General features: G+C 42.9%; 15 protein-coding genes. 11 read left to right on the top strand and 4 right to left on the bottom strand.

All coding sequences use genetic code 11. The features are described 5' to 3' along the window. Window position 1: 1 nt before the first annotated feature. Window positions 2–1,006, bottom strand: a complete 1,005-nt coding sequence (locus NST58_RS18545) for a YpdA family putative bacillithiol disulfide reductase (protein ID WP_339243758.1) — start codon at window positions 1,004–1,006, stop codon at window positions 2–4. 179 nt (window positions 1,007–1,185) lie between these two features. Between NST58_RS18545 and NST58_RS18540 the strand changes: the two genes are divergently transcribed. The 4 genes from NST58_RS18540 (at window position 1,186) to rsgA (ending at window position 4,663) form a co-directional block, all read left to right on the top strand. Further along, entirely contained in the window at window positions 1,186–1,782 is a 597-nt protein-coding gene (locus NST58_RS18540; protein WP_036688006.1) for a metalloregulator ArsR/SmtB family transcription factor, read from the top strand. Between the two features lie 120 nt (window positions 1,783–1,902). Next, entirely contained in the window at window positions 1,903–2,358 is a 456-nt protein-coding gene (locus tag NST58_RS18535; protein ID WP_036688004.1) for a DUF3939 domain-containing protein, read from the top strand. A gap of 160 nt (window positions 2,359–2,518) precedes the next feature. Next, window positions 2,519–3,190 (top strand): HAD family hydrolase, encoded by a 672-nt coding sequence (locus NST58_RS18530; RefSeq protein ID WP_339187323.1) that lies wholly within the window; start codon window positions 2,519–2,521, stop codon window positions 3,188–3,190. A gap of 381 nt (window positions 3,191–3,571) precedes the next feature. Further along, the gene (gene rsgA / locus NST58_RS18525; protein ID WP_076133795.1) at window positions 3,572–4,663 is read left to right on the top strand and encodes a ribosome small subunit-dependent GTPase A; all 1,092 of its coding nucleotides are present in this window, start codon (window positions 3,572–3,574) and stop codon (window positions 4,661–4,663) included. A gap of 103 nt (window positions 4,664–4,766) precedes the next feature. Here the strand turns inward: rsgA and NST58_RS18520 are convergent, their stop codons facing one another. Then, complete coding sequence (locus NST58_RS18520; protein WP_076128352.1) at window positions 4,767–5,393, bottom strand: FMN-dependent NADH-azoreductase; 627 nt, start codon at window positions 5,391–5,393, stop codon at window positions 4,767–4,769. Between the two features lie 122 nt (window positions 5,394–5,515). Between NST58_RS18520 and NST58_RS18515 the strand changes: the two genes are divergently transcribed. Next, on the top strand, window positions 5,516–5,743 hold the full coding sequence (locus tag NST58_RS18515) for a hypothetical protein (protein ID WP_038571602.1): 228 nt from the start codon (window positions 5,516–5,518) through the stop codon (window positions 5,741–5,743). 2,002 nt (window positions 5,744–7,745) lie between these two features. Here the strand turns inward: NST58_RS18515 and NST58_RS18510 are convergent. Continuing rightward, window positions 7,746–7,985 (bottom strand): hypothetical protein, encoded by a 240-nt coding sequence (locus NST58_RS18510; RefSeq protein ID WP_036687997.1) that lies wholly within the window; start codon window positions 7,983–7,985, stop codon window positions 7,746–7,748. 142 nt (window positions 7,986–8,127) lie between these two features. On the opposite strand from NST58_RS18510, the gene NST58_RS18505 reads away from it, so the two are divergent. After that, complete coding sequence (locus NST58_RS18505) at window positions 8,128–8,808, top strand: hypothetical protein (RefSeq protein WP_076128355.1); 681 nt, start codon at window positions 8,128–8,130, stop codon at window positions 8,806–8,808. Here the strand turns inward: NST58_RS18505 and NST58_RS18500 are convergent. After that, entirely contained in the window at window positions 8,795–10,498 is a 1,704-nt protein-coding gene (locus NST58_RS18500) for an alpha-amylase family glycosyl hydrolase (RefSeq protein ID WP_339243756.1), read from the bottom strand. The two genes, NST58_RS18505 and NST58_RS18500, sit on opposite strands and share 14 nt — an antisense overlap. 271 nt (window positions 10,499–10,769) lie before the next feature. Here NST58_RS18500 and NST58_RS18495 point away from each other — a divergent pair, with 271 nt between their 5' ends. The 5 genes from NST58_RS18495 to NST58_RS18475 all read left to right on the top strand — a co-directional run bounded on the left by NST58_RS18495 (window position 10,770) and on the right by NST58_RS18475 (window position 15,722). Next, window positions 10,770–11,792 carry an ABC transporter substrate-binding protein gene (locus NST58_RS18495; protein WP_339243754.1) on the top strand — a complete coding sequence of 341 codons (1,023 nt, stop codon included), beginning with the start codon at window positions 10,770–10,772 and terminating at the stop codon, window positions 11,790–11,792. 50 nt (window positions 11,793–11,842) lie between these two features. Further along, window positions 11,843–12,619: an ABC transporter ATP-binding protein gene (locus tag NST58_RS18490; protein ID WP_076128362.1), complete on the top strand. Its 777-nt coding sequence runs from the start codon at window positions 11,843–11,845 to the stop codon at window positions 12,617–12,619. Next, window positions 12,619–13,455, top strand: a complete 837-nt coding sequence (locus NST58_RS18485) for an ABC transporter permease (protein ID WP_076128364.1) — start codon at window positions 12,619–12,621, stop codon at window positions 13,453–13,455. The genes NST58_RS18490 and NST58_RS18485 overlap by 1 nt, the downstream gene beginning before the upstream one ends. Before the next feature lie 93 nt (window positions 13,456–13,548). Next, the gene (locus NST58_RS18480) at window positions 13,549–14,535 is read left to right on the top strand and encodes an aromatic acid exporter family protein (RefSeq protein WP_076128366.1); all 987 of its coding nucleotides are present in this window, start codon (window positions 13,549–13,551) and stop codon (window positions 14,533–14,535) included. Between the two features lie 164 nt (window positions 14,536–14,699). Continuing rightward, window positions 14,700–15,722: an HD-GYP domain-containing protein gene (locus NST58_RS18475; RefSeq protein ID WP_051491532.1), complete on the top strand. Its 1,023-nt coding sequence runs from the start codon at window positions 14,700–14,702 to the stop codon at window positions 15,720–15,722. Window positions 15,723–15,919: the final 197 nt, after the last annotated feature.

The raw sequence follows: 15,919 nt of genomic DNA, 5'->3' as shown, positions 1-15,919 counted from the left end.
CTTAATGTTTCAACTCCTTAGGATTAGAACTTTCTTTTGACACAATGTGATCTGCAATAAGCTTACCATGCCCTCTTCCGGTCTCAATAAACACTTCGTTAGCATTGCGGCCGGAGGCGATTACTCCAGCAACATACAATCCTGGAACATTACTTTCCATGGTAGAGGTGTTAAAAGCAGGCTTATCCATGTCGTCATCCATGATCACACCCGCTGAAGTGAGGAGGGTACGGCTCGGACGGAAGCCAGTCAAGGCAAGAACGAAATCATTATCCAATGCTTTTTTGTCCCCCTTATGATCCGTAACAATTACTGAGCTTGCAGTAATTTCAGTGACACGCGCGCCTAAGTGCAGAGTGATTTTCCCTTTTTGCACCATGCCTTCAAAGATTGGCCGAACCCAAGGTTTAATATTCTCTGAGATGCTTTCACCACGATATACCATATCTACCGTAGCTCCTACACGCATAAGCTCCAGTGCTGCATCTACTGCGGAATTACTGCCGCCAATTACAGTTACCTTCATTCCCGTGTAAGGATGGGCTTCACCGAAATAATGAGTAACTTTAGGTAGTTCTTCACCTGGAATGCCAATCATATTCGGCTGATCAAAATAACCTGTTGCTATAACTACATTTGCAGTGATACGTTTCTGATGCTCACCACGCATATTTGACGTATGTACGGCAAAGGTTCCATCTTCAAGCGGCTCAATGGATAAAGCTTCTTCATAAGCGGCGATCTCTAGACCATATTGCTCGGCGGCTCGGCGATAATAGACAAGCGCTTCATGACGGTAAGGCTTGTCGTTGGTCGAAGTGAAAGGAATATCCCCGATTTCTAATAACTGAGCCGTACTGAAAAATTGCATATTTGTTGGATACAAATAAATGGAGTGCACAATAAAGCTTTTTTCAATGATAAGGCTGGACAAACCTTGGCGTTGGCATTCAATAGCTGCCGAGAGGCCGCAAGGACCTGCACCGATAATAATGACATCTTTCATAAAGCGGGTTACCTCCTGATTGTTACTATCTTTTCTTTAAATCCTACCCTAAATTCATGAATTTTTCCATAAGAGCAGATTGAGTATAATAACCATTGCAAGAACAACGTTGATTATTATATAATTAGATATATATCTAATGTATCAATGTATTGTGAAATTCTAGGAGCGTGAACCCAGTGCAGTTGGAGAAAATCGTGAGTTATCATAAAGCTTTAGCTGATCCAACGCGTCTTCGCTTATTGTTGCTTCTGTCCCAAGGAGAAATGCACGGGCAAGCGCTGGCTGAGAAGTTGAATTTATCGCAGCCTACAGTCACTCATCATGCGGCTAAATTACGTGAAGCGGCTCTAATAAAGGAAAGACGCGACAAAAATACAGTTTACTTTAAGTTGAATCCGGAGTTTATCAATAATGGGGCTGAAGCTTCACTGCAATTTATTTTTTCGAAAGGAGCTGAGAATATGGAAGAGCAATTGCCTGAGAATAGTCTTCAGGATACTGTAATTCGTAATTTTTTCTCTAAAGATGGCCGGCTGCGGCAAATTCCCGCACAATACAAGAAGAAATTGATAGCGCTTCAATACATGGTTGAGAAGCTAGAGCCAGGTGTTGTTTATACGGAAAAGGAAATCAATGAGTTTATTAAGCAGTTTCATGAAGATTTTGCCACTATTCGTCGTGAATTCATCATGCATCAGTTTATGTATCGTGAGAAGGACAAGTATGAACTAAATCCTCGAGAAGTATGGACTCGGTGGGAATATGTCAAATAATGATCTTTTAAATATTAACATTCTGTGTCGATTTGAAATGTACTGATTAATTATTCGAATTTCGAATAAAATGGAATTGTAAGCGTTATCTGAGACATATTTAGAAAGGAGACTTTCGTTATGTTATTTAAACGCACAAAAAAGCAACCCAAATCAGATCATGTAACCGTCACATTACCTCAAGTGAAACAGGCGATTCGAAAGTTCGAAGAAGATATGCCTGGACCTATTAATAGAACAGCATTAATCTTAGAGGACAAAAGAATCGATATGAGTCGTCTGAAACGTTATTTGGGTGGAATACCCGAACGGAATTTCTATATGTCTCGAGAGACCTATGAAATTTTCGAGGAAGAAGACAAGTTAGTACCGTATTATCTGGATTTAGTTCAGGCTGCTGTAGACAGTTATATTAGTGATACAGGCAAGCTACCGCTGCTTGAAGACACCTGGTTGCCAGAGGTTCATTATCGGTTGTTATCTACAGAAAGTTATCTAAAAGAAACACCTCCTTTTCCGCTGTATATTACGGATGAAGAAATGATGCTGACCCATCGGGCAGAGCATTTCGAGTAAAGGAATGACGTAGATATGAATCTTCACAAAGACTGTTCAGTAAAATGGAAGCCACAAATCCTTTTTGTTGAATAGTCTTTTCTTTGTCTCTAAAGGCATAGTACAATTACATTCTGTAGGTTAGGTTTGAAAATTAACAGCATGTAAGGGGAATTGCTTGATGAAGGAAGTACAAGCTATTTTATTTGATCTGGACAATACTTTAATGGATCGCGACTATACATTTCGCAGCTTTAGCACTCAGTTCGTGCAGGATTTTCTTGGGCATCTTGAACCTGCGGAAGCGCAGGCCGTGATCGAGGATATGATCCACAGAGACGCTGATGGCTACCGTGATAAAGACGGATTTTTCTTAGAACTTAGTGAGATCCTGCCTTGGGAAAAGCCTGTGTCGGCTGAACATATCCGAGCGTATTATGATGCGAGCTACATCAATCATGGTGCAGCCATGGAGCATGCTTTGGAGGTTCTGGAGTATTGCGTGGAGCGTGGATATACTTTGGGGCTGGTCACCAACGGTAAAAAAGAAATCCAGAACACCAAAATTGATATTCTCGGCCTGCGAGAGTACTTCAAGGCTATTGTTATATCTGGAGAAGTTGGCATTGCGAAGCCTGATCCTGCGATTTATCAATTAGCTTTAGACAGGTTGGGTGCCTCTGCGGATCAAACCTTGTTTATAGGGGATCATCCGATAAATGATATCTGGGGTGCAGGTAAGGCTGGCCTTGAAGGGATATGGCTGCAAAGGAAACATCCTTGGGATGATCAGCTGGACATCCAACCTTGGAAAATGATCCGTGAGCTGAAAGAATTAAAGGCTATTTTGTAATCTGGAAAATTTGGGGTTGACATTTTACTGCTGCACCAATTATGATAACAGCATCTTAAATTTCGGAAGGAGACGATGTTTTATGACAGTTTTAAATGTAATGAACTTAACTGTTGTGGATACGTGTCTTCCGGGAACAGCTGCTGCCGAATAATTGATTCGTGCAGTTTAGCGGGTAAGCTCAATTACGCTTATTAGAGCCACCGGGAACCGTATAGGGTCCGGTGGCTTTTTTGCGTGTGTAGAAAGATTGGATTTGGTGTAATAAATCCACATGTCTATATACCGCCGCCGGAGTCTTTATTTCCGGCGGCTTTTTGTGTTCTCGGAAAACGCCAAGGGGCAAGAAAAAACATAAACATATCTTTTAGGAGGAAATGAATGAATAGCATAAAGCAATATGGTTGGAATGAAAACTGGAGTACAAAATGGAATGAAAAGTGGAGTCATGCAGAGGATAAACAATTTATTCCCGGGAGAATCGTTGGTGACTTTGGCAGTAAGTACAAGGTGTTAACTGATGTAGGAGAGACGTGGGGAGAGCTTGCCGGGAAGCTGAGACACACATTTGTAGCCTCGGGTGATTTTCCTGCCATTGGAGATTGGGTAGCATTGGCGATGCAAGATGGCGGCGAGCATGGAATCATACATGGCGTATTGCCTCGGCAGAGTGTGATCTCACGCAAGGTCGCAGGAAATACACAAGATGAGCAAATTGTTGCCTCCAATGTAGACACATTATTTCTGGTCAGCGCGTTGAATGATGACTTTAATGTTCGCCGGATGGAGAGATATCTGATCATGGCTTGGAATAGTGGGGCAAATCCAGTTATTCTACTCACTAAAGCGGATCTTTGTCCTGATGCAGACAGTAAAATCGCTGAAATGGAGAGCGCGGCTCCCGGAGTATCAGTACATGCTGTTAGTGCAATACAAGATGAAGGACGCGAGAAGCTGCTGCCTTACATTGGTGAGGGTCAAACAGTAGCTCTTACGGGCTCTTCCGGTTGTGGGAAGTCGACAATGGTCAACTGGCTATGCGGGAAGAACCTTCAGATTACGCAGGATGTTAGAGAAGGGGATAGCCGCGGACGTCATACTACTACCCACCGTGAACTGTTTGTTTTGCCGGATGGGGGGATTATCGTAGATACACCGGGGATGCGGGAGCTGCAGCTCTGGGAAGATGAAGGTGGTCTTGATCTAGCGTTTAGTGATATCAGCGGTCTAGCTTCTAAGTGCCGGTTTAGTAACTGTAGACATGAACGCGAAGAGGGCTGTGCTGTACTGGAAGCAGTCCAAACAGGTGAACTGGAAGAGAAGAGACTATTCAACTACCGAAAAACACAACGAGAAGTATTGTACCAAAATAATAAAGAAGCCAAGCTTAAGAGAAAAAGCGCAGCTTCCACTAAAGTGAGTTCATCCAGAACCAGAGGATACGGATGGCGTAAAGAGCTGGATGAATATTAAAAAGAATTGATATAACGGCATAGACATTGAAAAAGGGCGCCCCTTAGCTTTTGAAAGCTAAGGGGCGCCCTTCATTATTGAATTGAATCTAAACGGTTATGGTTTAGAAGGATGCAGCAGTTTCCTTAGCCAGTTGCAATCCGTTTTCAATGATTTCAGCGGATTGTGCTGGAAGTTGGTTGTGGCCTTCGATGATTACTTGTGTAATATCTTTAATTCCCCACAGGTTAAGGTTACCAACGATGAAGTTTACTGCCATTTCAGCACTTGCAGCAGGACCTTCAGAGTAGATACCGCCTCTTGCATTCAGAACGATTGCTTTTTTACCTGTCAAAAGACCAACTGGACCTTCAGCAGTGTAAGAGAATGTTTTACCAGCTTGGCAAAGGTAATCTACATAAGTGTGCAATACAGCAGGTACAGTCATGTTCCACAGTGGGAAACCGAATACTACCTTATCTGCAGCGATGAACTGATTAAGATATTTATTAACGATAGCGGCACCAGCTGCTTCCTCAGGTGTTGCTTCGTATCCTTGAGCGGCTTTATACATACCAGTGATCAGGGTATTGTCGTAGTATGGAAGTTGCTCTGCGAACAGATCAAGCTCAGTGATTTCATCTTCTGGGTGGTTGAGTTTGTAGCTCTCCAAGAATTCATTGTACAGCTTAACACTTACGGATTGTTCTGCTGGACGGTTGTTTGCTTTAATAAATAGAACTTTAGACATTATGATTTCTCCCTTGCATGTGTGTATTTAATATTAACTATATTTAATATAGCATGTAATCTTTTGTTTGTAAATTATTTTTTTGTTCTTGAAATTTGTTTGCGGTTAAGGAGTTTGAAAAAATGAAAACAAGGTTAATAGGTGATACAAGAGAACAGGAAATAATTTCCTGTCTCTATAAGTTCCAGAATGATCTAAAAGGAGCGATTGACATGTCCATCGATCGGTTTATCATTAAAAAATTGGACAGCTGTCACGAAGAGCATACGCGTCAGAATTTAGTGAAGCTATTTAGACTTCGAATCCAGAAAGCTGAAAAAGCAGAGCAGAAGAATTACAAGATCAGCTGATAATTGCTTAGCTCTTCCTAATAGTAGATTTTTCGCTGAATGAGACAGAGTCCTTGGGTTAAAAAAGTGCGTAAATATAGCAGAGCAGTGATCCTCCCGTTAAGGGGGGGATCACTGCTCTGCGTTTTTTAGTCCTGGCAGATTGCTTCAGCATAAAGGGGCAGCAAATGAAAGCCAACCTACGACAAACGTCACTTTTGGCAGGTGTCATAGTAGGGTCAGGCCACCCGCTACATCTAATCTGATGACCCATGCAAAGTCATTTGTTGAGTAACATACCAAGTCAACTGCTAAGTTACACACTGAGTCAGTCACACGCCAAGTTAACGGCTAAGTTACTAACTGAGTCACACATTAAGTCAACCGCTAAACGACTTACTAAGTCACACAACAAATCTCCCGCTGAGTTACCCACTGAGTCACACACCAAGTTAACGGCTAAGTCACCTCACTGACTAACACAACTAATCACCCGTTGATTAACTCACTGAGCTACACACCAAGTAACACCAAGTCACCCGCCGAGTAACCCACTGAGCTACACACTAGTAACAGCAAGTCACCCGCTGAGTAACTCACTGAGCTACACACCAAGTCACCCGCCGAGTAACCCACTGAGCTACACACCAAGTAACACCAAGTCACCCGCCGAGTAACCCACTGAGCTACACACCAAGTAACACCAAGTCACCCGCCGAGTAACCCACTGAGCTACACACTAGTAACACCAAGTCACACGCTGAGTAACCCACTGAGCTACACACCAAGTTAACGGCTAAGTCAGACAACAAATCACTCGCTAAGTGACCTTCCAAGTATCCTCAGCGGCCAACGGACTCAGATGACGCTATATGCGAATTTTCAGTCATTAGAGCAGAGTTTCGGAACCCAGCGCAGCTATTCAGCTTTTTGAGGTCGATAATTAGTGCTTTTCGCGCCAATAGCGCCCCTGGGGTCCGATAGGATTCCAAATGAGCCCAAAATTTACGATTAAGGTCATCTGAGTCCGAAAGCATCCAACTATGAGTCCAAAAGCAGTGGCTATGAGTTCAAAAGCAGAGACTAAAGCTACAACAGTAACAACTATGTACGCGACAGTAGCAACTATGTACACGATAATAGCAACTAAAGCAAACTGAGTTTCGAATTTTGATTACCGCGGACTCAGATGACGCTATATGCGAATTTATGAGCATTAGAGCAGAGTATCGGACTCCAATGCAGCTATTCGGCTTTTTGAGGTCGATAATTAGTGTTTTTCGCGCCAATAGTGACTCTGGGGTCCGTTAGAATTACAAATGAGCCCAAAAATTACGATTAAGGTCATCTGAGTCCGAAAGCAGTGGCTATGAGTTCAAAAGCAGCGACTAAAGCTAAAACAGTAGCAACTATGTACACGACAGTAGCAACTATGTGCACGATAGTAACAACTATGCACGCGACAGTAGCAACTATGTACGCGACAGTACCAACTATGTACACGACAATAGCAACTAAAGCAAACTGAGTTTCGAATTTAGATTACCGCGGACTCAGATGACGCTATGTGCGAATTTATGAGCATTAGAGCAGAGTTTCGGACTCCAGCGCAGCTATTCAGCTTTTTGAGGTAGATAATTAGTGTTTTTCGAGCCAATAGTGACCCTGGGGTCCGTTAGAATTCCAAATGAGCCCAAAAGTTACGATTAAGGTCATCTGAGTCCGATAGCAGCCGGCTATGGGGATGGCCGGCAAGCAGCAATCCAAACGTGCCATGAAATAGCACAAAATCAGTACAAAGTAGCACCAAGCAGAACCAGCGAACCAAGGTCCCTGACTTTGAGAGTTGAAGCTATGTTTGCCTATGTATGCGCAAATAGTATCTAAATCAAACGGAGTGTCATTTTTGATCAAGTTAGCATCAAAAAGACAACGGGTCCAAGCAGCACCTCTTGGCTACTTAGGACGTTCCTTATTAGAAAGCTGAGGACAGCAATGTTGTGACAAAAAAACTACCCCTCCATTAATAGAGGGATAGCGCCAATGAATCATTTTCACTGTAACTGTGCAATATAGCTTCAGAGCCTTTAATTTCGATACTAATCAGAGAATTGAGGCATTTCTGGAGGGCACTTTTGCCCTTTTGAATTTTGAGCTCCAGCGTACTGTTAAGTAATCTAAGTACTTTTTGAGTGGGCTGTTTATTTTCTGTTGTGAAATACACAGGTACAAGTTTGTTCTGAAATGTGATGAGCATTCTCATTTTGAAATCACCTCGCTACAAGTATTTCATGTTAATGATCATACCCCTTGTTTCTTAATTTTACCTTAAAATTAGCTTATGATAACATAAAGATTGCTAGTTTAATATACATTTATATGTAATACAGGAAGGATACAATAATGTGAATGAGAAAGAACGAACGGATTTAACGGATTTAACGGAATTTTTATTTCCAGATCGGGTAACCGACCAAGTAGTTTTAAATGAATTGTTAAATACTGCGTCTACAGCAGAAAGGATAGGTAGATTCAAATATAGAGAGAAGGAGAAAACTAAAGATCTGTGTTTACAAATACATAAGGATAAAATACTAGCCTACTGCAATAATACACCGGACTCTCCTCCGTGTGTGCTGAAGAACAGAGAGGAAACAGAGAGCTTTTGTCTCGAGTTGTTCGAATGTGAGAGAGCAATGGAGCCCTTTGCTCACGGGATTCCGGCGTTACTAATGTCAAAAAAAAGGTTCGAGGAGCTGAAAAAAGGCTCTGATTCCTCTACGGTTCACAGACTCTCAGAGTGTTTAGCTGCAGAGACAGGAGATGATGTCCATTCCAACCATCTTGCACAAGTGATGAAATGCTTCGACGCAGAGGGAGAATTGCGACTCTGTATTTCTAGTGAAAATGGCTGGAAGTTTCAGTATGCTAGCTTCATAAGTGATCATTCAAGTGGCTGGTTGCTGCGAATGAGCAGCGATCCTTCCCAAGACTGGATTGTAGCTCTTCCTATATCGAAAGCACAATTATGTGGTTCTGTGGCAGAGTGGGTGTTTCATTCCTCCTCTTTTCCTAGTCCACAATAACCGTTGAATAGGGAGGAAGAGTAAGCTGATCTGAATTTAAGGTCACTTTGTCAGCAGTTGTCTTTTGGATCTTGGTGTAAGAGATACCCTCAACATTTGGATGAAGCGTAATGATTTGTTCATCTCCAGTTAGGTTATGAACAACGAGGACTTGATCCTCTGTTGTTATACGTTCGTAGGCCATTACCCCTGCATTGCCAGAAGTGTAGTCTCGAATTCCGCCATCACGGAGCGCAGGGACTTCGTTTCTTAACGCAATGAGTTCGCGGTATCTTTTAAGCAGTGAGCTGCTGTCGTTAGTCTGGCTTTCGACATTAATGCTAACATCATCAGCGTTATTGCTGCCGACCTCCCAAGTAGTCTGCCCCTCACCCTGATCCGCTGTCATCCATCTCATGGGCTCACGAATTCCTTCATCTGGTTTTACACCAAGCATTCCTATTTCTTCACCATAATAAATAAAAGGATTTCCAGGCAAGGTTAACAGCAGGGCTGCTGCCATTTTTGCATGATCCAGATTGCCGTCTAATTGACTCATGACTCTGTTTTGATCATGGTTTGTCAAAAAAATTGCATCGGTAAAATGGCTATCAGATATTTTGGAGTACAAATTATACGTACGTTCCAGCGTAAAGGCAGTCCCGCTGTCTTTTTCAGTTTTCACGGAATTAATAAGGGTCTCGGCTAACCCAAAGTTAAAGCTAGAGTCGAAAGCTTGATCCAAATAAGCCCCTACGGTGACTGCAGAATTCTCCCATACTTCGCCGACAATATAAGCTTGAGGATTCACTTCATTCATCGCTTTGCGGAAATCCTGCCACCAAGATACATTTTTATTGGTTGTGGCTTGGCTTTTGTCGCTTAGAAGGTCTTCGTAAATATGTTTAGCAGCGTCTAAACGGAATCCATCAACCCCTTGTTCCAGCCAAAACTTACCGATATCCTTCATTTCATTACGAACTTCCGTATGATCAAAATTTAGATCAGGCATGCCTTCCCAAAAGCCACCTAGATAATGACTACCCAGTAAAGAGTGCCATGTACTGCCACTACCAGCGGCACTAGCTCCATTGGCAGGGCGTCCTTGATCTTCAGCCCATATGTACCAGTCGCGATATTTGCTGTCTTTATTTTTAGCGGAATCTACGAACCAAGGATGTTCTTTGGAGGTATGATTCACGACCAAATCCATAATTACTTTAATCCCACGTTTATGCGCCTCCGTAACGAGCTCTTGTAAATCCTCAATCGTCCCATAATCTGGATTGATTGCACGATAATCTGTCACATCGTAACCATGATAGCTTGGTGAAGGGTTAATAGGCATAAGCCAAATCCCACCGATCCCCAGATCGTCTGTGGTGTCAGGATTTCCGTCATTTAAGTAATCTAATTTCTTGGTAATCCCTTTGAGGTCACCGATGCCATCCCCGTCAGAGTCATAGAATGAACGAACAAAAATCTCATAATAAACCGTTGAGGGCTGTTCGTCAGTGGTAATCGTTTTTGCAGCGGGAGGTGTTGTAGTATTCTGAGCTGTATTTGCTTGTGGCGATGGAGAAGGGGAGGCAGAGGAAGGAATATTGTTATTATTTCCTGAACAACCGGATAGCAGAACGGCAGTTAAGCTAAGAGTCAAAAGTCCGTTTATTGTGTGTTTTTTGGCGATAGATGTTGCTCGTTTATCCATATAAAATAACCCCTTCTGCTGCAATTTTCCTATAAAGGAAATGGTAAGCGCTTTAATTCTTATAGTACTGTAATCAAATCCTCAGGTAAAACGTTTGCACAGATATAAAAACAGCAAATCCAGTGATATTTATCCATAAAATCAATAAAAACCGCTGATATCATGGATATTCTTTTAATTCCCCACGATATTCGGGATTTTAACCTTTCAGTAGGCATGTGCATATGCTTTAAGCAAGGGCGAAGGACCCGGTAAGAAAGGAGAATGAAGAATGAAGATTCGGAAAAAGCTGTCATTGTCGCTCATGATCATTACTTTATGCTTTTCAGTACTTGCCGGTTGCGGCGGAAAGTCAGAGACGGTAAAGGTGAAGATTGGGGAGGTTACCCGCTCTGTCTTTTATGCACCCGAGTATGTTGCCTTGACTCAAGGTTTCTTCAAAGATGAAGGGCTGGATGTAGAACTGCAGACGATTCCCGGTGGAGATAAAACCATGACTGCATTGCTCTCAGGAGCTATTGATGTGGCGTTGGTTGGTTCAGAAACCTCCATTTACGTGTATCAGCAGGGCTCGGATGATCCGGTCATTAATTTTGCACAGCTGACTCAAAGGGATGGAACATTTCTGTTCGCCCGGAAGGCTGATGGAGATTTTAATTGGGATAAAGTGAAGGGCTCTACCTTCCTTGGTCAAAGAAAAGGCGGAATGCCACAAATGGCAGGCGCGTTTACTTTATCTAAAAAGGGAATTGATCCTGCGAAGGATATTACCTTGATCCAAAATATCGATTTTGCTAATATTGCCGGTGCATTTGCTTCAGGTACTGGGGATTATGTGCAGCTGTTTGAGCCGCAGGCCTCTATCTTCGAACGAGAAGACCGGGGAGCTGTAGTGGCATCGTTTGGGGTGGAGAGCGGTTATTTACCTTATACGGTATTCATGTCAAAAAACAGCTACATTAGCAAAAATGGAGACACCGTGCAAAAGTTCACTAATGCCATCCAGCGTGCTCAGCTTTGGGTGAAGGAACATAGTCCTGAAGAAATTACGGATGCCATAATAACTTATTTTGATAAAACGGATCGTGACATTGTGATTTCTGCTGTAAAACGCTACAAGGAACAGGACACCTACGCCATTAATCCGGTTGTTGATAATGAAGAATGGAATAATCTGCTAGGTGTTATGGACAACGCAGGTGAACTTAAAGAACGTGTTCCAGCAGAAAAGATCGTGAATAATACTTTTGCTGAAAAAGCTGAAAAGACCATAAAGAGCAGTAGCTCTAAATAAGAGAGATAAGATCCTAAATGGATTTTGTTAACTATAAGGAGGGGATGACCTTGCTTCCAGTAGTGCAATTAAAGGGAGTAACGCATGCCTATCTCGGCGATCGGGAAGCTTCACTGGCCGTTGAGGATCTAAATCTTAATGTCGAGCAAGGAGAATTCGTCAGCTTAGTAGGCCCAAGTGGCTGTGGTAAGACGACTCTCCTATCGATTATTGCCGGACTGCTGCAGCCCTCTGAGGGAGAAGTATTCGTAAATGGCCAACCCATTCTAGGCCCTTCACCTGAGGTTGGATATATGCTGCAGCAGGATTATCTTTTTCCTTGGCGGAGTATTCTTGACAATGCCGTGCTTGGACTGGAGCTGACCGGAAGCTTAAACGAGGAGAGCCATAACCGGACTTTGGAGCTGCTGCGCGAGATGGGATTAGAAGGGAAAGAACAGGCCTATCCTTCTCAGTTATCCGGAGGGATGCGGCAACGGGTGGCTCTTGTACGAACATTAGCTACCAATCCAGGACTGCTGCTGTTAGACGAGCCGTTCTCGGCACTTGATTATCAGATCAAACTTCAGCTGGAAGATTTAGTCTCAGAGACCTTACGCAGCCGGGGAACCACGGCTATTTTGGTCACGCATGATCTGTCAGAAGCGATTGCGGTCAGCAGTAGGGTTATTTTATTGCAGCGAAATCCAGGGAAGATTCGTAAAGTTTTTCCTGTTCCGGAGCTAATCCGCTCAGCCCCACCGCTGTATGCGCGTGATCAGCCAGGGTTTGCGGAGCTTTTTCATGAAGTATGGACAGAGATGGAGATCGCAGGGAGGGAAAGCTAATGAAACGAACAGAGCAAGCGGGTGTCTTAGCTTCCCGTGAACTGTGGCTGCAGCAAATGCATGTGGATTTCAAAAAAACTAAACAGCGCCGGCGTAATCAGGTTATTGCTGTAAGAAGCAGTCTGTTGCTGCTGTTCTTTGTGTTGTGGGAAGCGGGAGCAAGAATGGGCTGGATTGATGAGTTATTGTTCAGCTACCCGACAAAAATCTTCAAACAGATTTGGCAGGATATGATCAGTGGAAGCTTGTGGCCTCATTTGGGGATGACGGTAGGAGAGACTGCGGTAGGCTTTGTTCTGGGAACCTTGTTAGGAACGCTACTGGCAGTGATTATTTGGTGGTCTCCGTTTTTATCAGCGGTGCTTGATCCATTTATGGTTGTCTTTAACAGTATGCCGAAGGTGGCCTTGGGGCCGATTTTTATCGTAATGTTCGGGGCGGGTTTCACCGCTATCGTTGTGACAACCTTATCGATTACGGTGATTATTACTACACTTGTTGTTTACAATAGCTTTTGCAGTGTGGATCCTAATCTGGTGAAGGTGGTCCGCTCTTTTGGAGCTTCTAAAGTTCAGGTGTTTTTTAAAGTGATTCTTCCGGCATCTTTTCCAACGGTGGTCTCTACCCTAAAGGTGAATGTGGGAATGTCATGGGTCGGGGTTATCGTAGGAGAGTTTCTAGTAGCAAAATCCGGTCTTGGGTACCTGATCATATATGGATTCCAGGTGTTTAATTTCACGCTTGTAATGTCCAGTCTGCTGATTATTGCAGCCGTAGCAACGGCAATGTATCAACTGGTAGTGTATCTGGAGAAGCGCTTGTTATACCGTCGGTAAGTCTAATGTAACGTTGTGTCCATTCACAAAATCTTGTAACATGTCTATATCTTTACCTATTAACGGTTAGTGCTTTTAAGGAGAGATAGGGTTATGGGATTTCGTGTGATTAAAACAGCTGCTGCGACGTTAATGTCCGTTCTTCTCGCGTCTGCAGTAGGCATACCCAATGCACAGAGTGCAGGGCTTTTAGCCATTCTGGGTGTGGAGGTTACCTTGAAAAGGAGTTTCCGGACGATAACGGCGCGTTTTTTGGCCTCGCTCGTGGGACTCTTTTTTGGGTGTATTTTATTTTGGATATTAGGGTTTCATTACTGGGTACTTGGACTGTACGTTCTTGTTGGCTTTCCGATGATTGTGAAGTCTGGCTACAAGGAAGGGATTGTCACTAGCTCTGTTATTGTGTTTCGTGTGTTTGGACAAGCTGAGTTATCGCTACATGTGTTGTTGCAGCAAGTAGAGCTACTGGCCATAGGTCTCGGTTCAGCGGGGGTGGTCAACTTAATTTACATGCCACAGACTGGGGGAGTTATTTATGGAATCCGCAAGGAAGTGGATCGATACTTTTCAGTTATTTTTACTCAAATGGCCCGTACTTTGCGTGAGCCTGCGTATATGTGGGATGGCAAAGAATTAATTGATGCGGATAATGCAGTGCAGCGGGGATTGACAGCAGCTACTCGCGAGATGGAGAATCATGTAATTCATCCTGATGAAGCTTGGAATGTCTATTTCTATATGCGTAAGGAGCAGCTGGAATCGATACAAAGCATGATGCAGCTGATTTCTCAAGTATATCGCCATTTACCGCATGGAGAGATGGTAGCTGAATTGTTCGACCAGCTTAGCGGAGATGTTTTGGCTGAAGAATATACAGGTCGAACGGAACATTTGCTGGAAGAGCTTGAACATGAGTTTGAAAGCATGGATTTGCCAGAGACACGTGAGGAATTTGAAGTGCGATCAGCGATTCTGCAGCTTTGCAGAGAATTGGCACTTTATTTAAAAATTGCGAAACGCCATAAAATACCGGTCAGTTATAAGCCTGAGAAACGTTTGCTCACCCGGAAAAAAGCTTAAAATTAGGCTTTAATAAAGTGAAGTATTAACATTCGCCCCTGAAATCACGATAAAATATGTATGAACTAAAAGTTGATCTTCGAAAGAGATTAACAATTATAGGGTGAGTTCAAATTCAAGCAGGGAATTCATATACGAATTTTCCGCATTGGCAGGTGAGGCGTATGGACAAAGATATGGAATCATTTATCGGAAAACAACTTGTAGCTAACCTCTTTAATGACAAAGGAGTATTTGTTTTACCCGCATTGACTTTATTGAGTGCTGAACATATTAGATTAATTCGTCAACATAAGATCACTCTGGAATCTCATGACGTCGTCCAGCTGGATAGCGCGGAATTTTTCCAGCTCGCAATTGATGATTGTACAGCTGCGATTGAGAATATTTTTGAACAGATTCGTCATAACAAAAATAAAAGAATTCCTATGCTGGAAGTTAGAAATGAAGTGATTCCGTTTATCCAGCAGGTAAGCGAAAAGAATGACTTCTACGGAGTATTGGCTGCTTTGCAGACCAAAGATGATTATACATACAGACATAATGTAGCTGTGGGCATAATATCTACCCTGCTAGGCAAATGGCTGAAGCTAAAGTCTGAGGATTTGAGCATGTTGACCATTGCAGCAACTCTTCATGATATCGGTAAAATGAGAATCCCGGATGACATATTAACCAAGCCCGGTCCATTATCCGACGAAGAGTTTCAGCTGATGAAAAAGCATACGACCTTTGGGTATGAGATGATCAGGGATACGGTAGGCACAAACCATACCCAAGCGCTAGTAGCCTTACAGCATCATGAAAGAATGGACGGCAGTGGTTATCCATTTGGTGTGCTTGGAAACCGGATTACTGATTTCAGTAAAATCGTTGCTGTGGCTGATGTGTTTCACGCGATGACCTCCGACCGTTTTTATCGCAAAGCGGCTCCTTTATACGAAGTATTACTGCAAATGGAGGAGAGTGTGTTCGGTAAGCTCGACCCTTATATTTGCAGAGTGTTTATTAATAAGTTAATGCAGTCAATGCTAGGGAACGAAGTGGAATTGACAGATGGGCGAAAAGGAAAAATTGTTATGATTCTTGCTACAGACCCTTTGCGGCCGCTGGTGAATATTGATGAGGATTTTATTGACTTAAGCAAACATAGATCGCTTGGAATTGTGCGGGTAATCCCGCAATAGCTGGTGTTTTAAGGTTTTTTGAGGGGTTAGGAATGGCTCTGGAACAGGTTGGACCATTTTTGGAATCTACTCATATATGTACAAATTTTGAAATAAAATGAACTATGAGTCTCCTGAAAAAGCCTTCTTGAGGGCTTACTCAAATTTATTTATAGTCTAACAATCAACAAATGCCTAGAACCTGCATACACTTGATA

This window comes from Paenibacillus sp. FSL R10-2796 (assembly GCF_037965315.1).
GTDB classification, from domain to species: domain Bacteria; phylum Bacillota; class Bacilli; order Paenibacillales; family Paenibacillaceae; genus Paenibacillus_AQ; species Paenibacillus_AQ odorifer.
Note: the sequence above shows the minus strand (reverse complement) of the source record. Positions and strands in the feature narration are given on the sequence as shown.

Excerpts from the sequence above, each read along its gene's own strand:
- NST58_RS18485 (WP_076128364.1), top strand. The coding sequence starts at position 12,619 with ATGAAACGAACAGAGCAAGCGGGTGTCTTAGCTTCCCGTGAACTGTGG.
- rsgA (WP_076133795.1), top strand. The coding sequence starts at position 3,572 with ATGAATAGCATAAAGCAATATGGTTGGAATGAAAACTGGAGTACAAAA.
- NST58_RS18500 (WP_339243756.1), bottom strand. The coding sequence starts at position 10,498 with ATGGATAAACGAGCAACATCTATCGCCAAAAAACACACAATAAACGGA.
- NST58_RS18520 (WP_076128352.1), bottom strand. The coding sequence starts at position 5,393 with ATGTCTAAAGTTCTATTTATTAAAGCAAACAACCGTCCAGCAGAACAA.
- NST58_RS18535 (WP_036688004.1), top strand. The coding sequence starts at position 1,903 with ATGTTATTTAAACGCACAAAAAAGCAACCCAAATCAGATCATGTAACC.
- NST58_RS18480 (WP_076128366.1), top strand. The coding sequence starts at position 13,549 with ATGGGATTTCGTGTGATTAAAACAGCTGCTGCGACGTTAATGTCCGTT.
- NST58_RS18545 (WP_339243758.1), bottom strand. The coding sequence starts at position 1,006 with ATGAAAGATGTCATTATTATCGGTGCAGGTCCTTGCGGCCTCTCGGCA.
- NST58_RS18510 (WP_036687997.1), bottom strand. The coding sequence starts at position 7,985 with ATGAGAATGCTCATCACATTTCAGAACAAACTTGTACCTGTGTATTTC.
- NST58_RS18515 (WP_038571602.1), top strand. The coding sequence starts at position 5,516 with ATGAAAACAAGGTTAATAGGTGATACAAGAGAACAGGAAATAATTTCC.
- NST58_RS18530 (WP_339187323.1), top strand. The coding sequence starts at position 2,519 with ATGAAGGAAGTACAAGCTATTTTATTTGATCTGGACAATACTTTAATG.
- NST58_RS18495 (WP_339243754.1), top strand. The coding sequence starts at position 10,770 with ATGAAGATTCGGAAAAAGCTGTCATTGTCGCTCATGATCATTACTTTA.
- NST58_RS18475 (WP_051491532.1), top strand. The coding sequence starts at position 14,700 with ATGGACAAAGATATGGAATCATTTATCGGAAAACAACTTGTAGCTAAC.